We start from the raw sequence: 24762 nt of genomic DNA on the forward strand, positions 1-24762 counted from the left end.
CCCGGCGAGTCTACTGGAAATTGGCGTGCGATGACGCCGACGCGCGACTTCGCGTCCGCGCCGGCATGTCCTACTATGTAGACGTGGCGCTATGCCGGTGTGAAAGGAGGGCTGCCATGGATGCCGAATCGATTGCGGGCCTGATCGGCCTGGGTATCGGGTTGCTGGTGCTCGTCAGCTTGTCGGTGTACGAGTCGCGTGAATACAAGCGCTCGCACAACGGCGAAGGCATGATCCATCATTGGATGGCTGAGCATCATCTGCTCGACTGGCGGCGCAAGCACTGACACCCTGCCGCCTCTCTTCCACCGTCTCATGCACGACGAACGCGACGCCGCCCGCGGATGCGCGCGGCGCGCCAACATAGCGCGCGGACGGTGCCAGTTTGAAATCACCTGATGCCCGCTCATGGCGGGCGCGAGAGGCGTTGTTTGCGCGCTGGAATGCGCGCGGTCGTAGCGCGTCGCACGTCAATTGAATGCACGGCGACACCGCGACACGACTCACTCCATCGTTTCGCTTCCTTGATAACCGCCAATAGAGCAACGGCACGGCGATGCATTCGCCGTGCCGTCGTTCGCATCGAGCCGGGCAGCTTCAGCGCAGCAGCGGTTCGTTCAGGAAGTGACGCGCATAGCGGGCATTGATGTCCGACAGGCGGAACAGCGTCAGGAAGTCCGCGCAATTGAAGTCCGGATCCCATGCGGGTGCGCCGCAGATCTTCGCGCCGAGCCGCAGATAACCCTTGATGAGCGGCGGCGGCGCGACCTTCACGCCGGTCTGCAGTTCGTCGACGGGCAGCGGCGTGTGCGGGAACGCGCGATACTCAGGCGCCGTCAGCGCGTCGCCAAGCGACTGATAGAGATTCGCCGCATAGTGGCCGCCGTCGGCCATCGACACGCTCGCACAACCGAGCATCGTCTCGTAGCCGTTTTGCTGCATGTAGGTGCCCAGGCCGCCCCAGAGCGCCATGATGACGGCGCCGCTGCGATAGTCGCGATGCACACACGAGCGGCCGACTTCGACCATCTTCGAGCGCAGGTGCGTGAGACGCGACAGATCGAACTCGCCCTCCGCGTACAGGCGGCCGACACGCGCGGCCTGATGCGGCGGCAGCACGCGATAGGTGCCGACGACTTTCAGCGTGTCGAGATCACGCACGAGCAGGTGGTCGCAGTACGAGTCGAACGAATCGACGTCGAGGCCCGCCGGGCCACTCACGTGCGCGCCCATTTCCTCGGCGAACACGCTGTGGCGCAGACGCTGCGCTTCGCGCAACTCGTCTTCGGTACGCGCCCAGGCGGCGCGCAGGCGGAACTCAGCAGTAACCGTTTCGGACGCGCGCGGCAGACGGCGGCGCGGCAGGTCAAGAGGTAGCGAGGCAAATGGGAGCGTGGGCGTCGGCAGTTCTCGCATTAGGCTTTCCTGGTCGTAAGGAAGGAGACGACATGCCCGCCAATGTAGTAACCGGCCGTGACGCTTGCGTGGCAAAACGGTGTCCATTCGGTGACGTGTCGCCGATTTGACTTTAGCAGAAAGGATGAAATAGCGTTTGATTGCGGCCAATCAGACTAGATCGGGCGAGATGGCCGCGCGCAGCACAGTCTGCCCATTGCCCTCGCGCGCGCGACTCGAAAGCCACAGCAGACCGCCTTTCTTGAGGCTCCAGCTCTCGTCCGAGCCGGCGAGCAGATACGCGGCGACGCAGCCGAGCGTCGGCTGATGTCCGACGACGACGACCGTCGATGCAATTCCATCCGGCCAGCCGGCCGCGGCCAGCACGTCGCCGACGTCGCAGCCGGGCGCGAGTTCGTCCGCGGTTCGATAGTGGTCGGTCAGCGCCTCGGCCGTCTGCACTGTGCGTGCGGCCGGGCTCGCGAGCACTGTCGCGTGGCGCTCGATGCGCGCGCGCAGCCATTTCGCGACGGCCTGCGCTTCCTTGCGGCCGCGCGCGGTCAACTGGCGCGCGAGATCGGTGCTCGCGTAGTCTTCGGCTTCGGCATGCCGCCAGAGAATCAGGTTCATCACAAGGACGTCTCCAGAATGGGTTGAAGCCGCATGCCGCAGCGTCGCGGCACGGCGAGCGCTTTGCCGCGGCGCCCCGCCATTCTTGCGCAGTCTGCATGCATGCGTCCGCCATTGCACGCGGAGATTGACCCGGCTTGGATAGGGGCGATACAATCCACGATTCTTCGGAGCGTAGCGCAGCCTGGTAGCGCATCTGATTTGGGATCAGAGGGTCGTAGGTTCGAATCCTATCGCTCCGACCAAAGGAATCAAGGGGTTACGGCTAATCGCCGTAGCCCCTTTTCCATTTCCGGATTCTTGACCCCAACATTGCCCCCAACGGACCGGAATCTTGGCCAGTTGCAATCAATTGCAAGGATCACATCACCGTGGCATTAAGGTCGGCTTGGTACGCTGCCGGGCTGGATGCCCGCTATCGCCAGCAGTTCCGCCGGGAACGATTATGACTTCGTTTGCCACCACGTAGTCCCCCTCATAGTCCAGCTCCGCCGTAATCCATAGTCTGCTGCCCAACGGGACGACAACTCCCGTCGCATCGTCGAACTCAACCTTGGGCAGAAATGTGTACCCATCGGGAGGCATCATGTTTATCGTCCGAGAGAACAGCCCGGACACCGGGGAATCCTGTGGATCGACGACAGTCCCCACGGGCTTCCCTTCAGGAATCTGCTGTATCGCCACCTTATAGGCGTCCCTCTTGGGATCTAGGCTCACCTCGTTGTCGAGAGGATTCTTCGAACAGACGTGAATCACGAGCAACCCAAGATTGTCGTGGTAAGGAAAAACTTGCGCTGATACCGACAGGTTGATCGCCCAGTCTGTCGCACCAGCGATGGCAAACTTATAGAAGGCCCATCCACCGCCAGCGAATACGGCGATGATTGCCGCCCACTTTGAAAGCGGGTCCGCAATACGCGCCAGGCATCGAATGAGCGACCTCAACGCCCTCGGAATCGCGATACGAAGGACTTCCAGACGCCTGCGACCGGGCTGCTCCATCGATGCCCCCGTTTGCGATCCGCAAAGAGTTTGGGCACTTCTCAACCACGCTTACTCGCTGCCGTTTCAATCTCAGCCGTATCCCACCGCCCCTGCCGCATTGCCTCAGCGAGCATCCTGGAGCAGCCCAAGCGTCAACGGGACAAGCTCAGGGTCTCGGTACTTCTTGGAAAATAGCCCAAGGACCGACTTGATCACGTCGAGACTCTCGGGGCCGAAGTACCGGTTGTATGGAAAGCCTTGAGCTGCAACGCCGAATGTCTCAGCCCATTTATCAATGAACTCAACGGCATCAAGACCAGTCAGGCGAAGGTCCTCTTCAAGTCGGCTGTCCGGCGTCAATTTCAGCGAACCTCCGAAGATCGGCCGCCCAAGATCTTCACGAGCGAAGGCTTCGAGTTGATCCCAGATTGCATCTGCCATTACTGCACCCGATCTTCTGGTTTCACGATCCGGTTATGGTCCGCGTCCGCGCAAGACGAAGCGCGACGCCGCAATTCGTTTAATCGAAAACGAAACGACACGCCAGGCCCACGCCGTCGATCATTCGATCACGCTATTCCGATCGCCCTTCAACAAAAGCTGCGGCACCTGACTAAACCGATACTTCCCGCTCGCGGCATCGAGATCGAACACCCAGACGAGATCGAAGCGATCGTCCGGCCATTTCTGCGGCACCGTGTCCTTGCCAAGCGGAATCGCATCGGCGATCGTCGGAATATCCTCGTGCTGCCACGCGATCAGCACGCTCCCCTTGCTCGCGACGGCCGCCTCCGCCAGCGCCTTTTCCTGTCCTTTCGTGTAAGTGTCGCAGATCGCGAGCCCGAGCTTGTGCGCGAGCGGCGTGATCGTGTCGATCGGCCGCTCGCTCTTCGCATGCTTCGCGACCGCCGCCGCGAACAGGCAATCGGGCGTCGCGAGCCCGGCGCTCTGCAGCGAACCGCGGCTCGGCGCGAACAACACCGCGAGCGCACCCGCGCGTTGCCAGCCGAACACGGTGAGCGCTTCGACGTCCTGCTCGCCTTTCGCGTTCACGCCGTACGGCGCATCGTCGCCGGTCGATTTCTCCGCGTGCCGGACAATCATGATCTTGTGGGCAGTCGGGCTGGCCATATGCACATCCTCCCTATCGTTCTTCGTCGACGGCGAGCGAACGCCACTCGATGCGAGCATCCGCTGTCATCCGTGATAGCAAGCGAATCCGGCAAAAGCAATGGTGTCGCGCGGCCCGCGTGCAGATCAGGCGTCGCCGTTCGATCTGGATGCGTGCGCGTCGCGTCGTGCGAATGCCATGTCGCTGCCGGCCGGCGGCTCGGCGACCGCAAGCCGCCCGCGCACAACAGACGCCGCGCGGTCGACGCCGAGGTTCTCGCCGCTCGCATATCGGTGCGCGACGATCGCGGCGAATGCGACGAGCAGTCCCGACAGCACGTCGATCAGATAATGCCCGCCCTGCGTCGGCGTCGACGCGATCATCCAGCCGTTGAACAGCAGCGCGAGCGGCGCGACGACGCTCACGCGCCGCAGTGCATACGCGAACAGCACGCCGAGCACCGTGTGGAACGACGGCAGCGACACTGTGCCCTGCAGCGCCGCGGGGTCGAAGGCGTGCAGCGTCCCGTCCCGCAGCCGCACGAAATCGCTCACGCTCGACAATGCGGCCAGATCGGACACCCGGAAATGCAGGAACGCGCTCGCCGCCGGAAACGGCGCGGAAATCAGGAGCACCAGCACGCTCGTCATCATGAAGAGCACGACGAACTCCGACAGTGCTTCGTCGCGCCCCGTCAGGCCCAGCCAAATCGGGATCCCGATCAATTGCCACTTCGCGCTGTCGTACGCGAACGCGAACGCGCGCTCCAGCGCCGGATGCGAGAGGACCCGGTCGTAGACGGCCGGCCAGTCGAAGCCGAAACGTGCGTCGAGGCGAATCAGCACGTCGTCGACGAGCGGCGGCCTCAATGTCACGCAGAGATAGGACAGGATGCCCGCCGCCGCGACGAACGCGGCCAGGAGCGCCAGCCACGCAAGCGTGCGGCTGGCCTCGCGATAGCGGAAGCGTGTCGCGGCCTTCGCGTAGCGCGGCACGCGCGCGACGCCGTTCAACACGATCGAGAACGCCGCGCACACGGCGATCGCCCGCGCGGCGGCAGCGACACCCGACCATTGCAGCGCGTAGCCGCCCGCGCGCAGCCACGCAACATCGACGAGCGTCACCGCGGCGCACCACGCCCAGCCGAGGCGGTAGCGGCGCCGCGCGTGCGTGCCGCGGCACGGGGCGTCGGATGGAACGGCGTCGGCACGATGCATCACATGTTCACTCTTGTCGTACGAATGGTCGCACACGGCGCGCTTTCCGGCGCGGTTCGATGGATGCGGTCGCGTGCGGCGTGCCCAAGACGGCGGGACCGATCGCTCGGGTGTTGTGCATCGCCCATCATAGATCGCATGCCACGCTAGAGTCGATCGCTGAGAACGCGCATGTCCCCAAGCGCACATCGCTCATGTGCACGTCGCAAACACGTATGTCGCCTACGCGCACGTCGCCTACGCGCACGTCGCCTACGCGCACGTCGCCCACTCGCGCATCGCGTCCCCCTCGCTGCAAATCCGCACGCCTCCAACCAAGCTGCTCGCAGACGCGCCCGTCTCAACCACCCCCAAGCCAATCCGCCTGCGCGTGCCGAACGTTTTCGCTATCATCAGGCGAACTGCGCCGACGAGTCCGCACCGGCAACCCGCGCCGATCCGTCAGGCTCGAGAGAAGAAAGCCGATCGAAAGGACCGCGACCTCGATGCCGCACACGACGCCGCACACCTTTCCCGCCCGATTCCGATCAATCGGCCCACCTTGGGCCGCCGACAACCTGCCGCCCGTCCGGCATTCACCATCGCATGAACGATTCACTCCGCCTCATCATCCGACTCCTGATCCCGATCGCGACGCTCGCAAGCGCATCGCCCGCGCTCGCCGATGCACAAGTGCTCGACGCCGCGCTCGACTGCTCGTCGACAGGCCACGCGTTCGTCGCGCCGCTCGTCGCGAGCGGCGCGATCCGCTCGCAGCCGATGCACGTCGAAGCGAACTCGATGAACGCGTTCCGCACGAACCGCTCGCTGACCGCGTACGGCTTTCCGGTCTACGTCGTACTCGGCTATCAGGCGAACGATCCGATCTTCACGCACGGCGACGGCGAGCCGATCGGCGACTGGGCGTACGGCGTCGTCGTGCGGGGATCGAAGAGCGCAGTGGAAGCGAAGGTGCGCGAGGCGGGCAGCCAGGCGGTCGTCAAGAATGCGTTTCCGTTTCTGACGGCGATCGTCTGCACATCGCCGTAAGCATCTCGAAATGTGCGGCCGCTTGCGCCGCGTGGCCAGCACCGCGTCGACGGCCCGCCCCATCCCGCCCAGGCTTGCGCACGATGCGCACGGCGGCATGCGCGAGCCGAAGCTCGACACGCGCATATGCGGCAACGGTTCGGCGCGCCGATCGCGCGACGGCAAAGGAAAACCCGCGTACCCGCGCTCGCGGCACAAACGCGGCAACAAACGCAACCACAAAACGTGCCGCGACGCCGCAACCGAATCACGCCCCCGTATAGACGACGCGATACGGAATCCCGACCTTCTCCCACTCGGCCGCCTCCTGGCTGAGGCTGTAGTCGGTGAGCGGATTCTGCTGAACCCACGCGCTCGGCAGGTGCACTTCGTAGCCGCCTTTTTTCATCTGCGCGACGTTGATCTCGGGCAGGCCGGCGTCGTTGCGGCGCCGGCACAGCAGCGCGGCGAGGCGCAGGCAGAACAAGAGCGGCCATTCGACGTCGCGCGACTGCGACAGCTTGCCGAGCTTGCCCACGTGACCGAGCACGAGCGCCGCGAGGCGCGCCTGGTCGGTGCGCGAGAAGCCCGGCATGTCGGCGTTGCTCGCAATGTACGCCGAATGCTTGTGGTAGGCGCTGTGCGAAATCGACAGCCCGATCTCGTGCAGCGCGGCCGCCCAGCCGAGGAAGGTGCGGCTTTCCTCGCGATCCTCGCCTTCTGGCTCGCCGAGCTGATCGTAGAAGCGCGCGGCGAGCGCGCCGATGCGCGCCGCCTGTGCACGATCGACGCCGTAGCGTCGCATGAAGCCATCGACCGTCACCGCGCGCATGTCCTCGTGCTGGGTCCGGCCGAGCAGGTCGTACAGCACGCCGAGGCGCAGCGCGCCGTCTGTCGTGTCGACGTAGTCGATGCCGAGCTCCTCGAACACCGCGAGCATGATCGACAGTCCGCCCGCCAGCACCGGCACGCGGTCGGATTTCAGTGCGACGAGCTTCAGGCGGTTCACGTTCTCGGCCTTGATGATCGCGCGCTTCAGGCGCTCGAGGCCGCCGCGCGAGATGCCGTGCGACACGCCCGCGTCATTGAATCCGTTCGCCTCGACGAGCTCCGCGAGCGCGCGCGCGGTGCCGGACGAGCCGATCGCCTGATCCCACCCCGCCTTCTTGTAGTCGCCGGAGATGATCTGGATCTCGCGCTTCGCCGCGAGCTCGGCCTGCCGCATCGTGTATTCGTCGACGTTGCCGGCGGGGAAGAACGCGCGGCTGTGGCTCACGCAGCCGATGTAGAGGCTTTCCATCACGAGCGGCGTGTAATGCTGGCCGATGATGAACTCGGTCGAGCCGCCGCCGATGTCGACGACGAGCCGCTTGCCGGCGCTCGCCGGCACCGAATGCGCGGCGCCCGCGTAAATGAGGCGCGCCTCCTCGCGGCCCGCGATCACTTCGATCGGGAAGCCGAGCGACGCCTCGGCCTCGGCGAGAAACTCGCCGGCATTCTTCGCGACCCGCAGCGTGTTGGTCGCCACCGCGCGCACGTGATCGGGATGAAAATCGCGCAGCCGCTCGCCGAAGCGCTTGAGCGCTTCCCAGCCGCGCTCCTGCGACGCGCGGTCGAGCATCTTGTCGCGAGACAGGCCGGCGGCGAGCCGTACGGGCTCGCGCAGCGCGTCGACGGGATAGATCTGGCTGCCGGCGGGCGTCTCCTCGACGCGCCCGACGATGAGCCGGAAGCTGTTCGAGCCGAGATCGACGGCAGCCAGTAAATGCGGGGATGTAACCATCGAGGGGGCTCCGTTCTCGCCTGGCCGCGCAGGCGAGGCCGCGCGCACCGAAAAGATCAAAGGCGCCATTTTAAGCGCTGCGCGGCTTCCGGTGTCGGCGGCGGCCGGGTGTCGCATACCTTCATTGTATCTAGAGGGCACTTTTATGAAATCCCCGATTTTCGAGCGTATGATTTGGCGACCAACATCAAACCGTCATCACTACGTCATCGCACCGTGAGAATTTCCGAGCGACCTTTCGAGTCTGCGCCTGACTTTCCGTATTCTCTGCCGATGTCCCTCCGCTATCCGCTTCTGAATCGTGAACTCGGCATCCTGGGCTTCAACGAGCGCGTGCTCGCCCAAGCCGCCGATCCGCACGTCCCGCTCCTCGAACGCCTGCGCTTCATCTGCATCACGAGCAGCAATCTCGATGAATTCTTCGAAGTCCGGATGGCCGGGCTCCAGGAGCAGATGCGGGACAACCCGGGGGCGCTCGCGCCGGACGGCATGTCGCTGCAGCATGTGTACGACCTCGTCGTCGAGCGTGCGCAGCGACTCGTGCACCGGCAGTACGCGATGCTGCACGAAACGATCCTGCCCGCGCTCGAACAGGAAGGCATCTATTTTCACGGCACCGAGACGTGGAGCGACGCGCAGATCGAATGGGCGCGCCGCTACTTCGTCGACGAATTGCTGCCCGTCCTCACGCCGATCGGCCTCGACCCCGCTCACCCGTTCCCGCGCGTGCTCAACAAGAGCCTGAACTTCGTGGTCGAGCTCGAAGGTCGCGACGCGTTCGGCCGCCAGGCGGTGATGGGCATCGTGCAGGCGCCGCGCGCGCTGCCGCGCCTCGTGCGGATGCCGCAGGAGCTGTCGGGCTTCCATAACGGCTTCGTGCTGCTGAGCTCGCTGATGCAGCGCTTCGTCGGGGAGCTGTTTCCGAAGCTCCTCGTCAAGAGCTGCAATCAGTTTCGGATCACGCGCAACAGCGAGCTCTTCGTCGACGAAGACGAAATCACGAATCTGCGCGTCGCGCTGCAGGGCGAGCTGCCCGCGCGCCATCTCGGCAACGCGGTGCGCCTCGAGGTGTCGGCGGACACGCCGCCGCATCTCGTGCGGCGCCTGCTCGACGAAAGCGGCCTGACCGAGAAGGACTGCTATCGCGTCGACGGCCCCGTCAATCTCGTGCGGCTGATGCAACTGCCGGACCTCGTCGACCTGCCGGAGCTGAAGTTCACGCCGTTCGCGCCGTCGATTCCGTCCGCGGTCGCGAACGCGCCGTCGATGTTCGACACGATCGACCACGGCGACATCCTGCTGCATCACCCGTATGAGAGCTTCCAGCCCGTGCTCGAGCTGCTGCTGCAGGCCGCGCAGGATCCGAGCGTCGTCGCGATCAAGCAGACGATCTATCGGACGGGCACCGATTCGCCGCTGATGGACGCGCTGATGGAAGCCGCGCGCAACGGCAAGGAAGTGACAGTCGTCGTCGAGCTGCTCGCGCGCTTCGACGAAGAAACGAACATCAACTGGGCGTCGCAGCTCGAGGCGGTCGGCGCGCACGTCGTGTACGGCGTCGTCGGGCACAAGTGCCATGCGAAGATGATGCTGATCGTGCGGCGCGTGACGCACAACGGCAAGTCGATGCTGCGCCGCTACGTGCATCTCGGCACCGGCAACTATCATCCGCGCACCGCGCGCCTCTACACCGACTTCGGCCTGATGACGGCCGAGCCGACGCTCTGCGAAGATGTGCACCACGTGTTCCAGCAGTTGACGGGGATCGGCGGCGAGCTGAAGCTGCACGAGATATGGCAGTCGCCGTTCACGCTGCATCCGCGGCTCATCGAGCACATCCGCGCGGAAACCGAGAACGCGCGCGCCGGCAAGCGGGCGCGGATCGTCGCGAAGATGAACGCGCTCCTCGAGCCGACCGTGATCGCGGAGCTCTACGAAGCGTCGCAGGCGGGCGTGAAGGTCGATCTGATCGTGCGCGGCGTGTGCGCGCTGCAGCCCGGCGTGCCGGGACTGTCGGACAACATCACGGTGCGCTCGATCATCGGGCGATTTCTCGAGCATCACCGGATCTACTACTTCCATGCCGGCGGAGAAGAGCTCGTCTATCTGTCGAGCGCCGACTGGATGGACCGCAATCTGTTCCGCCGCGTCGAAGTCGCGTTCCCGATCCGCGACCGCAAGCTGAAGCGCCGCGTGATCGCCGAAGGGCTGTCGGTGTTCCTCGGCGACAATCAGTCCGCGTGGCTCATGCAGCGCGACGGCCATTATCGCCGCCGCCGTGCGGGCAAGGCGCCGCGCAATGCGCAGCTCGGGCTCCTCGCGAAATTCTGCACGTGACTGGCGACAGCGCGCGTCGCTCGAGCGGCGGCGCGCGGCCGTCGCGCGCCGTCCTTCGATTCGCGACGCCGGCTTGCTGCCGCCCTGTTCTCGGCTAAACCGGGAAGAAACGAAGCGACGGCCTCGGGCGGTGCGCACTCATCGAGCGCACCGCGCCACGCCGTACATCACGCCGCGTGCCGCCGGCTGATCGTGCGGTGCGCAGGAAAGCGCGCCGTGAACGTACTGCCACGGCCTTCCTCGCTCTGGACCGTCAGTTGCGCATCGTGCCGTTGCAGCACGTGCTTGACGATCGCGAGCCCGAGCCCCGTGCCCCCCGTGTCGCGCGAGCGGCTGCGGTCGACGCGGTAGAAGCGCTCGGTGAGCCGCGGCAGATCGGCGGCCGGAATCCCGAGCCCGCTGTCCATCACCGAGAACACCGCCTGTGCGCCGTCGCGGCGCCATTCGACGCGGATCTTCCCGCCCTCCGGCGTATAGCGGATCGCATTCGTCACGAGATTGCCGAGCGCGCTGAAGATCTCGGTCTGCGCGCCCGTCACCGCGAGCGTCTCGTCGACCTTGAACGAGATCTCGTGATACCCGTTCGACAGCGTTTGCGCATCGTCCTTCAGATGGTCGAGCACCGTGCGCATGTCGACCGCGCGATCGGCGGGCGGCTTGCCCTCGCCTTCGAGCTTCGCGAGCACGAGCAGATCGGTGACGATCGAACGCATCCGCAACGCCTGCTGCTCCATCAGCTCGAGATAGCGCGCGCGCTCGTCGTCAGACAGCGGCAGCTCGCGCATCGTCTCGAGAAAGCCCGACAGCACGGTGAGCGGCGTCTTCAGTTCGTGCGACACGTTGGCGACGAAGTCGCGCCGCATCGCGTCGGTGCGCTCGAGCTCGGTGATGTCCTGCGTGAGCAGCAGCTTGCGGTTCTCGCCGTACGGAAACACCTGTACGGCGAGCACGTTCTGCCGGTTGCCGCCCATGCCGCGCATCACGAGCGTCTCGTCGTAGTGCTGGCCGTTCAGGTAGCGGACGAAGTCCGGATGACGGACGAGATGCGTGACGTGCTGGCGCAGGTCGCGCTTCGCGTCGAGCCCGAAATGCACTTCGGCGATCGCATTGCACCACTCGATCTGATCGCGGTCGTCGAGCATCGCGACGCCGTTCGGCGACGCCTGGATCGCCTGGATGAAGCGCGAATGCTGCTGCTCGACCTGGCGCACCTGCGCGTGCCATTGCTTGGCGAGCTTGTGCAGCCGGTAGTAGATCTCGCCCCAGATGCCCGGCGCGCTAGGCACCTCGCCGTATACCGGCGCGTCGAGCAGGCGCCAGAGGCGCTGCGTGTGGAACGTGCTGAAGAAGCCCTGCGCGACGAGCATCACGAGCGCGAACGCGAACCCCGGCACCGGGCCTGCGAATACGCCGATCGCCACGCTGACGAACGCGAGCAAGACGAGCGACACCATAAAGCGCGCCCAGATGATGTTCATGATTCGGCGCCCGACGAAAGATGAAAACGATGAGCCCGGCGCGGCGCGCACCCCTCGCGCCGCGGGCCGTCACGCGTGCTTCGCGAGGCGATAGCCGCTGCCGCGAACGGTTTCGATCATAGCATCGCAGCCGGCGGGCTTGAGCGCGGCGCGCAGCCGCTTGATGTGCACGTCGACCGTGCGCTCCTCGACGAACACGTGGTCGCCCCACACCTGGTCGAGCAGCTGCGTGCGGCTGTGGACGCGCTCCGGATGAGTCATGAAGAAATGCAGCAGACGGAACTCCGTCGGGCCGAGATCGAGCTTGATCTCGCTGCCTTCCGCGTGCGCCGCGACGCGATGCGTCGCCGGGTCGAGTCGCAGCCCGTTGATCGACACGACGTCCTCGGTGAGCTGCGGCGCGCGACGGCGCAGCACCGCCTTGATCCGCGCCATCAGCTCCTTCGGCGAGAACGGCTTCGTCACGTAGTCATCCGCGCCGATCTCGAGGCCGAGCACCTTGTCCTGCTCGTCGCCGCGCGCGGTCAGCATGATGATCGGGATGTGCTTCGTGCGCTCGTTGTTGCGCAGATCGCGCGCGAACGCGATGCCGGACTTGCCAGGCAGCATCCAGTCGAGCAGCACCAGATCGGGCAGCACGTCGCTGATCAGGCTCTGCGCCTGTTCGGCGTTGTATGCGCGAATCGGGCAATGTCCCGCATGCTGGAGGTTCACCGAAATCAATTCGGAAATCGCGGGCTCATCTTCGATGACGAGAATGTTGCTGGGCATCGGCACCTCGGTCCGTCCTTGACGTCAGAGTTAACTATTGGCTTCGCGATCGAGCGTGTCGCGCGGCTGGTGCCGCACGTCGGTGCCCTTCACGATGTAGATGATGAATTCGGCGATGTTCTTCGCATGGTCGCCGATCCGCTCGATCGCCTTCGCGATGAACAGATAATCGAGACCGACCGAGATCGTCCGCGGATCTTCCTGCATGTACGACACGAGCTTGCGCACGAACGCGCGGAATTCCTGGTCGATCTCCTTGTCGTCCTTGACGATCTGCGCGGCGGAAACCGTGTCGAGACGCGCGAACGCGTCGAGCGCGCGGCGCAGGATCGTCACGGCCATCTCGCCCGACACCTTGATCTCGGCGATGTTCACGGCGCGTGCGGCGGGCTCGTCGACGAGACGACGCACGCGCTTCGCGATCTTCTCGGCCTCGTCGCCCGCGCGCTCGAGGTTCGTGATCGTCTTCGAGATCGACATCAGCAGGCGCAGGTCGCGCGCGGCCGGCTGGCGGCGCGCGATGATGTTGCCGCACTCCTCGTCGATCTCGACTTCCATGTGATTGAGGCGCTCTTCCGCTTCGATCACGCGCTCGGCCGCCGCGCGGTCGAATTCGTTGAGCGCATGCATCGCCTCGGTGATCTGCGCCTCGACGAGGCCGCCCATTTCGAGCACCTTCGACGACACCGCGTTGAGATCGGCGTCGAACTGGCTCGACAGATGTTTATCCGACATTGTTGCTCTCCGTCATCCGGTCAGCCGAAGCGGCCCGTGATGTAGTCTTCCGTTTCCTTGCGCGTCGGCTTGATGAAGATCTTTTCCGTTTCGCCGAATTCGATCAGCTCACCGAGATACATGTACGCGGTGTAGTCCGAGCAGCGCGCCGCCTGCTGCATGTTGTGCGTGACGATCACGACCGTGTAGTCGCTCTTCAGCTCCGCGATCAGTTCCTCGATGCGCCCCGTCGAGATCGGATCGAGCGCCGAGCACGGCTCGTCGAGCAGCAGCACTTCGGGCCGGATCGCGATCCCGCGCGCGATGCAAAGACGCTGCTGCTGGCCGCCCGACAGGCCGTAGCCGCTCTGGCTCAGCTTGTCCTTCACCTCGTTCCAGAGCGCCGCCTTCGTGAGCGCCCATTCGACGCGGTCGTCCATTTCCGAGCGCGTGAGCCGCTCGAACATCTTCACTCCGAACGCGATGTTGTCGTAGATCGACATCGGGAATGGCGTCGGCTTCTGGAACACCATGCCGATCCGCGCGCGCAGCAGCGAGATGTCGAGCTTCGACTGAAGCAGGTTCTCGCCGTCCATCAGGATCTCGCCTTCGGCGCGCTGCTCCGGATAGAGCGCGTACATCTTGTTGAACGTGCGCAGGAGCGTCGACTTGCCGCAGCCCGACGGGCCGATGAAGGCCGTCACCTTGCCTTCGGGAATGCGCAGGTTGATGTTCTTCAGCGCGTGGAACTTGCTGTAGAAGAAGTTCAGATTATTGACTTCGATCTTCGGGTTCAGCGGCGCGAGCGGATGCTGCCCCGTCGCCGTGCCGACACCGGCCGGCGCCGCGGCGCGATGAGAAGGATCGAGGTGGCTTTCTGCCATGTTCATCGGATTGCTCCGCCGTTACTTTTTCGAGAAGACCGAGCGCGCGAGGATGTTGAGTCCCAGCACCCCGAGCGTAATCAGGAACACGCCCGCCCATGCGAGCGACTGCCATTCGGCGAACGGGCTCATCGCGAACTTGAAGATCGTAACGGGCAGGTTCGCAATCGGCTGGTTCATGTCGACCGAGAAGAACTGGTTCGACAGCGCGGTGAAGAGAAGCGGCGCGGTTTCGCCGGCGATCCGCGCGACCGCGAGCAGCACGCCCGTGATGATCCCGCCCACCGACGCGCGCAGCGTGATCTTCAGGATCATCCGCCACTTCGGCGTGCCGAGCGCGAACGCAGCCTCGCGCAGCGCGTTCGGCACGAGCTTCAGCATGTTCTCCGTCGTGCGGATCACGATCGGAATCTGCAGGAGCGCGAGCGAAATCACGCCGGCCCAGCCGCTGAAGTGGCCAAGCTTCGCGACGACGAGCGCGTAGACGAACAGACCGATGACGATCGACGGCGCCGACAGCAGGATGTCGTTGATGAAGCGCATCACGCTCGCGAGCCAGCTCTTCTGGCCGTACTCGGCGAGATAGACGCCCGCAAGGATGCCGATCGGCGTGCCGACGAACGTCGCGAGCGCGATGAGCAGCACGCTGCCGACGATCGCGTTCGCGAGGCCGCCGCCCGCCGTGTTCGGCGGCGGCGTCGATTCGGTGAAGAGCGAAAGCGATAATCCGCCGATCCCGAGATGCAGCGTCGTGTAGAGAATCCAGACGAGCCAGAGCAGGCCGAACGCCATCGCGGCGAGCGACGCGGTCAGCGCGATCACGTTGATCGCCTTGCGGCGGCGCTGCAGGCGCGCGCGCATCGCGTCGAGCACGGCGCCGTCGGGGCCCGGCATGTTGAGGACGGGCGAGCTCATTTACGGCCCTCCCCGCGTTCGAGGCGCAGCAGCATCAGCTTCGAGATCGCGAGCACGATGAACGTGATGACGAACAGAATGAGGCCGAGCTCCATCAGCGCAGATGTATGCAAGCCCGGCGACGCTTCCGCGAACTCGTTCGCGAGCGCCGACGTGATGCTGTTGCCGGGCGAATACAGCGACACGTTGTCGAGCAGGTTCGTATTGCCGATCACGAAAGTCACGGCCATCGTTTCGCCGAGCGCGCGGCCGAGGCCGAGCATCACGCCGCCGATCACGCCTGTCTTCGTGTACGGCAGCACGATCTTCCACATCACTTCCCAGGTCGTGCAGCCGATCCCGTATGCGGACTCCTTCAGCAGCACGGGCGTCACCTCGAACACGTCGCGCATCACCGACGCGATGTACGGAATGATCATGATCGCGAGAATCACACCCGCGGACAGGATGCCGATGCCGATAGGCGGCCCCTGGAACAGCGCGCCGATGACCGGAATCGGCCCCAGCAGCGCGCCGATGGGCTTCTGGAAATAGGTCGCGAAAATCGGAGCGAACACGAGCAGCCCCCACATCCCGTAGACGATCGACGGGATCGCGGCGAGCAGCTCGATCGCGATGCCGAGCGGCCGGCGCAGCCAGACGGGCGAGAGCTCGGTGAGAAAGAGCGCGATGCCGAAGCTCACGGGCACTGCGATGACGAGTGCGATGATCGACGTGACGACGGTCCCGTAGATCGGCACGAGCGCGCCGTACGAATCGGAGTTGGGATCCCATTCGGAATGCCAAAGGAACGGGAGTCCGAATTTTTCGATGGTGGGCATCGACGCGACGATGAGCGACACGATGATGCCACCGAGGAGAAGTAGCGTCACGATTGCCGCGAGACGCGTGAGGCCGCCGAACAGGAGGTCGCCGTATCGGCTCGGCGCGCGCTGCTGCGACTGGCCGCCGGACCGGGTCGACGCGAGAGGAATATCAGACATGGGAGCCTGTTTTTCAGTGGCGGACGGCATGCGCCTCCCGCCGGTACCGCACACGCCGCCCGGCCTTGCAGCCGGGCGGCGAACCGCTATGACGTCGCCGCCAAGCTTATTCGGCGAGCGGCTTGCCGGCCGTGTCCGTCACCTTCACCTTCCACTGCTTGCGGATTTCCGTCTCGACCGACGCCGGCAGCGAGATGTAATCCAGATCGTCAGCCGCCTTCGCGCCGTTCTTGAACGCCCAGTCGAAGAACTTCAGCGTTTCCGCGCCTTGCGCCGGCTTGTCCTGCTTCACGTGCAGCAGCACGAACGTCGCGCCGACGACCGGCCACGCTTCCTTGCCCGGCTGGTTCGTCAGAATCTGGTAGAACGACTTCGACCAGTTCGCGCCCGCGGCAGCCGCCTTGAACGTCTCGGTCTTCGGCTCGACGACGTTGCCCGTCGAGTTCTTCAGGTCCGTGTAGACCATCTTGTTTTTCTTCGCATACGCCCACTCGACGTAGCCGATCGCGCCCGGCAAACGCTGCACGAATGCCGCGACGCCGTCGTTGCCCTTGCCGCCCGTACCCGTCGGCCAGTTGACGGTCGTGCCTTCGCCGACCTTCGACTTCCACTCTTCGTTGACCTTCGACAGGTAGTTCGTCCAGATGAAGCTCGTGCCCGAACCGTCCGCGCGGCGAACCACCGCGATGTCCGTGTCCGGCAGCTTGACCTTCGGGTTCAGCGCCGCGATCGCCGGATCGTTCCACTTCTTGATCTTGCCGAGATAGATGTCGCCGAGGACGGCCCCCGACAGCACGATCTCGCCCGCCTTCACGCCCGGCACGTTGATGACGGGCACGACGCCGCCCACCACCGTCGGGAACTGGAAGAGGCCTTCCTTCGCAAGCTCGTCATCCTTCAGAGGCGCATCCGAGCCGGCGAAATCGACCGTCTTCGCGATGATCTGCTTCAGGCCGCCCGACGAACCGATGCCTTGATAGTTGACCTTCGCGCCGCCCGACTGCTGATAGTCGGCTGCCCATTTCGTATAAATCGGCATCGCGAAGGTGCTGCCCGCGCCGGTGATGTCGGCGGCGTGTGCGGCGACCGCGAAAAGCGCGCCGGCAAGGCCGGCGAACGCGGTTTGCATCAATTTCATGAGACCTCCAGTGTGTGAGCGGATGACTACGGCACCGCGAAGATTAGGGGCTGCTCATGACAGTAATGTGACAATCGATGAACCTGCCGTGACAGTAACATGACTCGATTGAAAGGCGGCAATGCCCGCTGTCGGGGCTGTCGGCAGGCCTGTTCATGCCGCCTGTAAAGCGTAGTAAAAAATTCACGCGAAGGAAAAGCCCGACGTTGGCGAGAGATGTCGGATGTTGAATCGACAGGTCGGAGGATCGGTGCGCCAGCGCCTTTATGTTTAGTCGAACGAATTCGCGCGGCGCACCGGAGCACGGCGGGGCTGCCGACCCGATAGGATCGGCGGCCCCGCACAACGCAGTCGGATTCGAGCGAGGCTTCGACCCCGAGTCGGCTGAGTCGACTCCGGCCGCCAGCGCTGCGCGCTTACGCCGTCACCTGCTTGACCGCGTCGGCAATCGCCTCCGCGTGGCGATTCGCGTCCGCGGCCTGCCGCGCCTCGACCATCACCCGGAGTACGGGCTCCGTGCCCGACGCGCGGATCAGCACCCGCCCGCTGCCCGCGAGCGCCTGCTCGGCGGAATCGATCGCGCGCCGGATCGCGTCGCTGCCCTTCCAGTCCGCGCCCGGCTTCATCCGGACGTTGATCAGCTTCTGCGGGAACAGCGTGACGCCCTCGAGCACCTGCGCGAGCGTCTTGCCGCTGCGCTTCAGCGCCGCGAGCACGAGGAGCGCCGACACGATCCCGTCGCCCGTCGAATGGCGATCGAGCGACAAGATATGACCCGAGCCCTCGGCGCCCAGCTGCCAGCCGCGCTCGCGCAGCTGCTCGAGCACGTAGCGATCGCCGACCGCCGCCCGTACGAACTGCACGCCCGCTTCTTTCAGCGCGACTTCGACGGCGAGATTCGTCATCAGCGTTCCCACCGCCCCCTTGACTTGACCGTTAGTTGCAATGCGATCCTTGACGAGCACATACAGCAGCTCGTCGCCGTTGTATAGCCGGCCGGTATGATCGACGACGAGCAAACGGTCCGCATCGCCATCGAGCGCGATGCCGAGATCCGCGTGATTCGCCCGCACCGCGCGCATCAGCGCGTCGGGCGCCGTCGCGCCGACGCCGTCATTGATGTTGAAGCCGTTCGGCGCGACGCCGATCGGAATCACGTCCGCCCCGAGCTCGTGAAACACGTGCGGCGCGACCTGGTATGCAGCGCCGTGCGCGCAATCGACGACGAGCTTCATCCCACGCAGGTCGAACGCGGCCGGAAACGTGCTCTTGCAGAACTCGATGTAGCGGCCGGCCGCGTCGTCGAGACGCCGCGCCTTGCCGAGCCCGTCCGACGGTGCGCAGTCGAGCGGCTTGTCGAGCCATGCTTCGATCGCCGCCTCGGTTTCGTCCGGAAGCTTGTTGCCGTCCGCCGAGAAGAACTTGATGCCGTTGTCGTGATACGGGTTGTGCGACGCGCTGATCACGACGCCCGCCGACAGCCGCAGCGCGCGCGTCAGATACGCGACACCCGGCGTCGGCATCGGGCCGGCAAGCATCACGTCGACGCCCGCCGCCGAAAAACCGGCCTCGAGCGCGGCTTCGAGCATGTAGCCGGACACCCGCGTATCCTTGCCGATCAGCACGGTCGGACGCGCGCCCGACGCAGCGCGCCCCGGTGCGCTCGCGAGCACCTTACCCGCCGCGTAGCCGAGCCGCAACACGAAATCGGGCGTGATCGGCGCCTCGCCGACCTTGCCGCGAATGCCATCCGTGCCGAAATAACGACGTCCCATGTAGAACCTTCCTCCTTGTTTCGACTTATGCTAGCCGCGCGGCATCGCGCACGGCGCTCCATACTTTCAGTGCATCGACGGTCGCCGCGACGTCATGCACGCGCACGATCGCCGCGCCCCGCTCGGCCGCGCAGACCGCCGCGGCAGCGCTCGCCGCAACGCGCTCGGGTGCCGGCTTGCCGATCAGCACGCCCAGCATCGATTTGCGCGACATGCCGGCAAGAATCGGATACGCGCGCCCATCGGGCCGGACGGGCGCCGTCTCCGGCAAATGCGCGAGCAGCGCATAGTTGTGTTCTATCACCGACTTGCCAAAACCGAACCCCGGATCGACGCTGATACGCCGAGGATCGACGCCTGCCCGCACGAGCGCATCGGCCCGCTCGGCGAGAAACGCGCGCACGTCGGCAACGACGTCTCGATAGTCGGGCTCATGCACCTGCATCGTCTGCGGCTCGCCCAGCATATGCATCACGCAAAGGCCACACGCGCTGTCGCGCACGGCTTCGATCGCGCCCGGCTGGCGCAGGCCCCAGATATCGTTGATCAGATCGGCGCCCGCCGCGAGCGACGCGCGCATCACGGCCGGCTTGTACGTGTCGATCGACAGTGGCACGTTCATGCCGCGCAGCGCCTCGACGAGCGGAATCACGCGCTCGAGTTCCTCGTCGAGCGGCACGGGCGGCGCGCCGGGGCGCGTCGATTCGCCGCCGATGTCGACGATATCGGCGCCTTCGGCGACCATCTGCTCCGCCTGCGCGAGTGCGGCGTCACGGGCAACGTAGCGGCCGCCGTCGGAGAACGAGTCGGGCGTGACGTTGAGAATGCCCATCACGAGCGGCCGCTCGAAGGTCAATGTGAAACGGCCGCATTGCAACGGTTCGGGAACGGAAAAAGCGGGATCGGGATTGGGCACGAGCGGAGCGTCGGATCGAACGCGATGGAAAAGCGCCAAACAAGAATGCAAAACGGGCCGGTGTGACAGCCACACCAGCCCGTGAACGAAAGCCTTGATCGTTTATGCCGGCGCGGTGGCGTTGCCCGGCTTGACCTCGGCGCCGGACGAACCGCCCGACGGCGAGTCGCTCGCCGGCGGCGCACTCTTCGGCGAACGCGGCGGACGTCCTTCCATGATGTCGTTGATCTGATCGGAGTCGATCGTCTCCCACTCCATCAGCGCGGCCGTCATCGCCTCGACCTTGTCGCGGTTTTCTTCGAGCAGACGGCGCGCAAGGTTGTACTGCTCGTCGAGCACGTGGCGGATTTCCGCATCGACCTTCTGCTGCGTCGCCTCCGAGATCGTGCGCGTGAAGCCGCGGCCGAACGGGCTCGCATCGTTCTCGTCGTCGACGTAGACCATCGGTCCGAGCGCGTCGGTCATCCCGAAGCGGGCCACCATCGCGCGCGCAGTCTGCGTCGCCTTGTTGAAATCGTCCGACGCCCCCGTGCTGATCAGGTTCAGGAACAGCTCTTCCGCCACCCGGCCGCCGAACAGGATCGCCAGGCGATCGAGCAGGTAATCCTTCGAGTACGTCTCGTTGTCGTGCTCCGGCAGTTGCCACGTCACGCCGAGCGCACGTCCCCGCGGAATGATCGTGACCTTGTGGACCGGATCGGCCTTCGGCAGCAGCTTCGCGATCACCGCGTGACCCGACTCGTGGTACGCGGTCGCGCGCTTCGCTTCTTCGCGGATCACGGCCGACTTGCGCTCCGGACCCATGAAGATCTTGTCCTTCGCGTCCTCGAAGTCCTGCATCTCGACGATCCGCTTGCCGCGGCGCGCCGCGAAGAGTGCGGCCTCGTTGACGAGGTTCGCGAGATCGGCGCCCGAGAAGCCCGGCGTGCCGCGCGCGATGACCGCCGCGTCGACATCGTTCGCGATCGGCACCTTGCGCAGGTGCACGCGCATGATCTGCTCGCGGCCGCGGATATCCGGCAGACCGACATAGACCTGGCGGTCGAAACGGCCCGGACGCAGCAGCGCCTTGTCGAGCACGTCGGAGCGGTTCGTGGCGGCGATCACGATCACGCCGGAATTCGCCTCGAAGCCATCCATCTCGACGAGCATCTGGTTGAGCGTCTGCTCGCGCTCGTCGTTGCCGCCGCCCATGCCGGCGCCGCGATGACGGCCGACCGCGTCGATTTCGTCGATGAACACGATGCAGGGCGCGTGCTTCTTCGCCTGCTCGAACATGTCGCGCACCCGGGCCGCGCCGACGCCGACGAACATTTCGACGAAGTCCGAACCCGAGATGCTGAAGAATGGCACCTTCGCCTCGCCCGCGATGGCGCGCGCGAGCAGCGTCTTACCGGTGCCGGGAGGCCCGACGAGCAGCACGCCGCGCGGGATGCGGCCGCCGAGCTTCTGGAATTTCTGCGGATCGCGCAGGAAGTCGACGAGTTCGGACACTTCCTCCTTCGCTTCGTCGCAGCCGGCGACATCGGAGAAGTTGACTGCATTGTTGTTCTCGTCGATGAGCCGCGCGCGCGATTTGCCGAACGAGAACGCGCCGCCCTTACCGCCCCCCTGCATCTGTCTCATCATGTAGAACCAGAACACGATGATGAGCAGCGTGGGACCGAGATAGTAAAGTGCGGAGACGAGCGCGTTCGGCTCGTCATCGGCCTTGCCGCTGACCTGCACGCCGTACTTCATCAGATCGCCGACCATCCAGATGTCGCCCGGCGACACGATCTGATATTTCTGACCATCTGCGGGAGTGACGGTGAGGTTGCGCCCCTGCACGACGACATTCTTGACCTTGCCGTTCTTCGCGTCATCCATGAACTGCGAATAGGAGACGCCTTCCTGGACGCGGGGCTTGTCGAACTGCTTGAACACCGTAAACAGCACCAGTGCGATCACGAGCCACACTGCTGCCTTCGAAAACATATTGTTGTTCAAAGCACCACTCCTTCACTCATAGACGAGCGCCTACATTTGCCTTGCGGCGCCCCTCAGGCATTCTAATCCAGTCCGCAGCCCCTCGCCATAAGGATTCGCTACCGCGCCGATAGGCGCGCGGCACGACTGGCAAGGGCTCCGGCGCATCCTGCCACGCCATGCCACTTCAGCGGGATTACTTTAGATGCCGACCCAAAATAAACGTTTCGGACGATTTGTCGCGGGAAGCTTTTGGCTTGCGCGGCGCCACCGTTTTAAATTGGTGCTTGAATTTCTCGACAATCTGGCTGTAGCCGCTGCCGTGAAAGCACTTGACTAAAAGGGCGCCATCCGGCTTCAGATGATTTTGCGCAAATTCGAGCGCCAGATCGCAGACATGCTCGATGCGCGCCGCATCCGCGACCGCCACGCCGGACAGGTTGGGGGCCATGTCGGAAATTACAAGGTCGACCGGGCGTCCGGCGAGCAATTCCTCCAATTGGTGCAGCACGTCGTCCTCGCGGAAGTCGCCCTGGATGAAATGGACGTCGGCGATGGGCTCCATCGGCAGCATGTCGAGCGCGATGATCGTCCCGTCGATGCCACCCTCGCGCACCGTGTCGCGCCGCTTGCCCTGCGCGAGCTTGTTGCGCGCGTACTGGCTCCAGCTCCCCGGCGCCGCGCCCAGATCGACGATCACCTGGCCCGGACGGATCAGCTTGTCCTGCTCGTCGATTTCCTTCAGCTTGTACGCCGCGCGCGCGCGATAGCCCTCCCGCTGCGCCATTTTGACGTACGGGTCGTTGATGTGGTCGTGCAACCAGGAATGGTTAAAGCGGTTCTTTGCCATGCGATGGAGAGATTACTGCCGATTGCTTCGTGAAGCCGCGCTTTTAGCGGATAATATGGCTCTTATTGGCGCGGCTTTCGGCCCCGATGGGCCCAAGCCGCGATTTTACGTGGTTTCGGCGCGCCGCCGCGGAAAAGCTTCACCGCTTGCCCGGTTGGTCCGCCTTAAATTGATTCGAATTCCTCATTCCGATGCCCGCCCTTTCGCTTTCCCCCGCCGAGCGCTCCGCGCTGCGTTCCCAAGCCCATGCGCTCAAGCCCGTCGTGCTGATCGGCGCTGAAGGGCTCACCGACGCCGTGCTCGCCGAGATCAAGGTCCACCTCGCCGCTCACCAGTTGATCAAGATCCGCGTGTTCGGCGACGAGCGCGACGAGCGCGTCGCGATCTACGACGAAATCTGCGACCGCCTGAGCGCCGCGCCGATCCAGCACATCGGCAAGCTGCTCGTGATCTGGAAGCCCGAGCAGGCCAAAGAGGCACCGCAGCGCGGCCGCCGCGGCGTGCCGAGCGCACGCGAAGCCGCCCGCGCGGGCGCTCGGCAAGCAGCCGACGACGACCGCGCCGCAAAGGGCCGCGCACCGCGCGTCGTCAAGGTGGTCAAGCAGTCGCCGGACAAGCCGGTGCGTCGGCCGAAGCCGCAACAGGTGCGCGTGCTCGGCAACGAGCGCGTGACGGCGGGCGGCAACGTCAAGCGTGCGAAGAAGCGCCAGTCGAGCGCGAAGCGCCAGCACCAGAACGGTAAGTGATCATCGTCGGGCTTGTCGCGCCTGGTCGGCCGGCCAGCAAGCCCGCACGCCGAACGAAGCACGCAAGCGGCGCGCCGGCTCAGACGCGCCGCTCATCACCGAGCGGACTCGCGTCGCCCTTCCCCGGCAGCCGCCAGATCAGCCATACACCGAGCAGGCTCTCGATGAGGTAGAAGAAGCTCGACACGCCGTGCAGGAGCGCGAAGCGCCCCGCATAGGCGGAATGGCCGACGTCGGTGCCCGCCTCGAGCGCCGCGACCCGCAGCGCGTTCATGAACGGCTGGAGCGCGAAATAGCCGATCAGCACGCAGCCGAGCATCGCCGCGAGCAACAAGCGCAGCGGCCGATAGGCGTCGTGGCCGCGCCGCACGAGCAGATTCGACAAGCCGATCAACAGCACGCCGCACACCGCGCCGATTGTCGCCTCGATGCTGAAGAGGCGCGCGGCGACGGAGCCGGCCGTCATCCGCTCGAGCGTCGCGAACAGCACCGGCGCGACCGCATAGCCGATCGTCAGCAGACTGCCGACCCAGACAGTCGCCAGCAGGCGAAACAGCCGGTGCGGCGCGGCGGAAGCAGCCATCAGATGTACAGCACCGAAATGATCTCGTACTCGCGTACGCCACTCGGCGCCTGGACCGCCGCGACGTCGCCTTCGGACTTGCCGATCAGCGCGCGCGCAATCGGCGAGCTGACCGAGATCAGGCCGTGGTCGATGTCGGCTTCGTCGTCGCCGACGATCTGGTACTTGACGGTGTTGCCCGTCTCGAGATCCTCGAGCTCGACCGTCGCGGCGAACACCACACGGCCGTCGGCGTCGACAGCGGTCGGATCGATGATCTGTGCGGCCGACAGCTTCGATTCGATTTCCGCGATACGACCCTCGATGAAGCCCTGTTTTTCCTTCGCGGCGTCGTATTCGGCGTTTTCGGACAAGTCACCCTGCGCACGCGCTTCGGCGATCGCGTTGATGACGGCCGGTCGCTCAACTGACTTGAGGCGCTGCAATTCGTCGCGCAGTTGATCTGCGCCACGCTTCGTCAACGGAATGGTGCTCATAAACGATTCAATAGCTAATAACGGCTATAAAAAAAATCACCGCGATTAAGCGCATTTCCGGAACATCGGAAACGCCGCTTAATCGCGGCACGTGTTGCTT

Annotated in this window: 23 protein-coding genes, 1 tRNA gene and 1 pseudogene; 5 read left to right on the forward strand and 20 right to left on the reverse strand. The window is 65.0% G+C overall.

The genetic code is table 11. From position 1 onward, the window contains the following. Positions 1-116 precede the first annotated feature (116 nt). Positions 117-287 (forward strand): hypothetical protein, encoded by a 171-nt coding sequence (locus WS70_RS32360; protein ID WP_010102873.1) that lies wholly within the window; start codon positions 117-119, stop codon positions 285-287. A 310-nt stretch (positions 288-597) separates the two neighbouring features. Here WS70_RS32360 and WS70_RS11825 read toward each other — a convergent pair whose 3' ends face one another. Both WS70_RS11825 and sixA read right to left on the reverse strand, forming a co-directional pair. Next, complete coding sequence (locus tag WS70_RS11825) at positions 598-1416, reverse strand: GNAT family N-acetyltransferase (protein WP_059597151.1); 819 nt, start codon at positions 1414-1416, stop codon at positions 598-600. A gap of 150 nt (positions 1417-1566) precedes the next feature. After that, positions 1567-2025, reverse strand: coding sequence for a phosphohistidine phosphatase SixA (gene sixA / locus WS70_RS11830; RefSeq protein WP_059473171.1), 459 nt, complete (start codon positions 2023-2025; stop codon positions 1567-1569). A gap of 168 nt (positions 2026-2193) precedes the next feature. Between sixA and WS70_RS11835 the strand changes: the two genes are divergently transcribed. After that, positions 2194-2270 (forward strand) — tRNA-Pro (locus WS70_RS11835). A 121-nt stretch (positions 2271-2391) separates the two neighbouring features. Here WS70_RS11835 and WS70_RS11840 read toward each other — a convergent pair. The 4 genes and pseudogenes from WS70_RS11840 to WS70_RS11855 all read right to left on the reverse strand — a co-directional run bounded on the left by WS70_RS11840 (position 2392) and on the right by WS70_RS11855 (position 5337). After that, positions 2392-3027 (reverse strand): hypothetical protein, encoded by a 636-nt coding sequence (locus WS70_RS11840; protein WP_059597152.1) that lies wholly within the window; start codon positions 3025-3027, stop codon positions 2392-2394. 41 nt (positions 3028-3068) lie between these two features. Beyond that, positions 3069-3450: pseudogene (locus WS70_RS11845) on the reverse strand (DUF1493 family protein). Positions 3451-3570: 120 nt separating this feature from the next. Continuing rightward, positions 3571-4140, reverse strand: coding sequence for a hypothetical protein (locus tag WS70_RS11850; protein WP_059473343.1), 570 nt, complete (start codon positions 4138-4140; stop codon positions 3571-3573). A 126-nt stretch (positions 4141-4266) separates the two neighbouring features. After that, the gene (locus WS70_RS11855; RefSeq protein WP_059473290.1) at positions 4267-5337 is read right to left on the reverse strand and encodes a phosphatase PAP2 family protein; all 1071 of its coding nucleotides are present in this window, start codon (positions 5335-5337) and stop codon (positions 4267-4269) included. 585 nt (positions 5338-5922) lie between these two features. Here WS70_RS11855 and WS70_RS11865 point away from each other — a divergent pair. After that, the gene (locus WS70_RS11865; RefSeq protein ID WP_059473289.1) at positions 5923-6366 is read left to right on the forward strand and encodes a hypothetical protein; all 444 of its coding nucleotides are present in this window, start codon (positions 5923-5925) and stop codon (positions 6364-6366) included. A 247-nt stretch (positions 6367-6613) separates the two neighbouring features. On the opposite strand, the gene ppx is transcribed toward WS70_RS11865, so the two are convergent. Next, a complete protein-coding gene (gene ppx / locus WS70_RS11870; protein WP_059473288.1) occupies positions 6614-8128 on the reverse strand; it encodes an exopolyphosphatase in 1515 nt (504 codons plus the stop codon). Between the two features lie 273 nt (positions 8129-8401). On the opposite strand from ppx, the gene ppk1 reads away from it, so the two are divergent. Beyond that, complete coding sequence (gene ppk1 / locus WS70_RS11875; protein WP_059473287.1) at positions 8402-10465, forward strand: polyphosphate kinase 1; 2064 nt, start codon at positions 8402-8404, stop codon at positions 10463-10465. 167 nt (positions 10466-10632) lie between these two features. On the opposite strand, the gene phoR is transcribed toward ppk1, so the two are convergent. From phoR to WS70_RS11935, 11 genes are all read right to left on the reverse strand, one after another. Then, a complete protein-coding gene (gene phoR, locus WS70_RS11880) occupies positions 10633-11943 on the reverse strand; it encodes a phosphate regulon sensor histidine kinase PhoR (protein WP_059473286.1) in 1311 nt (436 codons plus the stop codon). 69 nt (positions 11944-12012) lie between these two features. Further along, on the reverse strand, positions 12013-12714 hold the full coding sequence (gene phoB / locus WS70_RS11885; protein ID WP_010102857.1) for a phosphate regulon transcriptional regulator PhoB: 702 nt from the start codon (positions 12712-12714) through the stop codon (positions 12013-12015). A gap of 30 nt (positions 12715-12744) precedes the next feature. Next, entirely contained in the window at positions 12745-13449 is a 705-nt protein-coding gene (gene phoU / locus WS70_RS11890; protein WP_059473285.1) for a phosphate signaling complex protein PhoU, read from the reverse strand. A gap of 20 nt (positions 13450-13469) precedes the next feature. Continuing rightward, positions 13470-14318 (reverse strand): phosphate ABC transporter ATP-binding protein PstB, encoded by an 849-nt coding sequence (pstB, locus tag WS70_RS11895; RefSeq protein ID WP_059473284.1) that lies wholly within the window; start codon positions 14316-14318, stop codon positions 13470-13472. Between the two features lie 15 nt (positions 14319-14333). After that, complete coding sequence (pstA, locus tag WS70_RS11900; RefSeq protein WP_059597153.1) at positions 14334-15227, reverse strand: phosphate ABC transporter permease PstA; 894 nt, start codon at positions 15225-15227, stop codon at positions 14334-14336. Continuing rightward, the gene (pstC, locus tag WS70_RS11905) at positions 15224-16210 is read right to left on the reverse strand and encodes a phosphate ABC transporter permease PstC (protein ID WP_059597154.1); all 987 of its coding nucleotides are present in this window, start codon (positions 16208-16210) and stop codon (positions 15224-15226) included. The genes pstA and pstC overlap by 4 nt, the downstream gene beginning before the upstream one ends. Positions 16211-16316: 106 nt before the next feature. Then, positions 16317-17348: a phosphate ABC transporter substrate-binding protein PstS gene (gene pstS, locus WS70_RS11910; RefSeq protein WP_059473281.1), complete on the reverse strand. Its 1032-nt coding sequence runs from the start codon at positions 17346-17348 to the stop codon at positions 16317-16319. A 416-nt stretch (positions 17349-17764) separates the two neighbouring features. Continuing rightward, complete coding sequence (glmM, locus tag WS70_RS11920) at positions 17765-19123, reverse strand: phosphoglucosamine mutase (RefSeq protein WP_059597155.1); 1359 nt, start codon at positions 19121-19123, stop codon at positions 17765-17767. Between the two features lie 25 nt (positions 19124-19148). Beyond that, positions 19149-19955: a dihydropteroate synthase gene (folP, locus tag WS70_RS11925; RefSeq protein ID WP_226382839.1), complete on the reverse strand. Its 807-nt coding sequence runs from the start codon at positions 19953-19955 to the stop codon at positions 19149-19151. A gap of 186 nt (positions 19956-20141) precedes the next feature. Then, on the reverse strand, positions 20142-22028 hold the full coding sequence (gene ftsH, locus WS70_RS11930; RefSeq protein ID WP_059473278.1) for an ATP-dependent zinc metalloprotease FtsH: 1887 nt from the start codon (positions 22026-22028) through the stop codon (positions 20142-20144). A 175-nt stretch (positions 22029-22203) separates the two neighbouring features. Beyond that, positions 22204-22857, reverse strand: a complete 654-nt coding sequence (locus WS70_RS11935) for an RlmE family RNA methyltransferase (protein WP_059473277.1) — start codon at positions 22855-22857, stop codon at positions 22204-22206. Positions 22858-23048: 191 nt separating this feature from the next. Here WS70_RS11935 and WS70_RS11940 point away from each other — a divergent pair, with 191 nt between their 5' ends. Then, positions 23049-23603, forward strand: a complete 555-nt coding sequence (locus tag WS70_RS11940; protein ID WP_059473276.1) for a YhbY family RNA-binding protein — start codon at positions 23049-23051, stop codon at positions 23601-23603. 79 nt (positions 23604-23682) lie between these two features. Here the strand turns inward: WS70_RS11940 and WS70_RS11945 are convergent, their stop codons facing one another. Together WS70_RS11945 and greA are read right to left on the reverse strand one after the other, a co-directional pair. Further along, the gene (locus tag WS70_RS11945) at positions 23683-24186 is read right to left on the reverse strand and encodes a DUF4149 domain-containing protein (protein WP_059473275.1); all 504 of its coding nucleotides are present in this window, start codon (positions 24184-24186) and stop codon (positions 23683-23685) included. Further along, positions 24186-24662 (reverse strand): transcription elongation factor GreA, encoded by a 477-nt coding sequence (gene greA / locus WS70_RS11950; RefSeq protein WP_010102831.1) that lies wholly within the window; start codon positions 24660-24662, stop codon positions 24186-24188. The genes WS70_RS11945 and greA overlap by 1 nt, the downstream gene beginning before the upstream one ends. Between the last annotated feature and the right edge of the window lie 100 nt (positions 24663-24762).

The organism is Burkholderia mayonis (assembly GCF_001523745.2).
Taxonomy (GTDB): domain Bacteria; phylum Pseudomonadota; class Gammaproteobacteria; order Burkholderiales; family Burkholderiaceae; genus Burkholderia; species Burkholderia mayonis.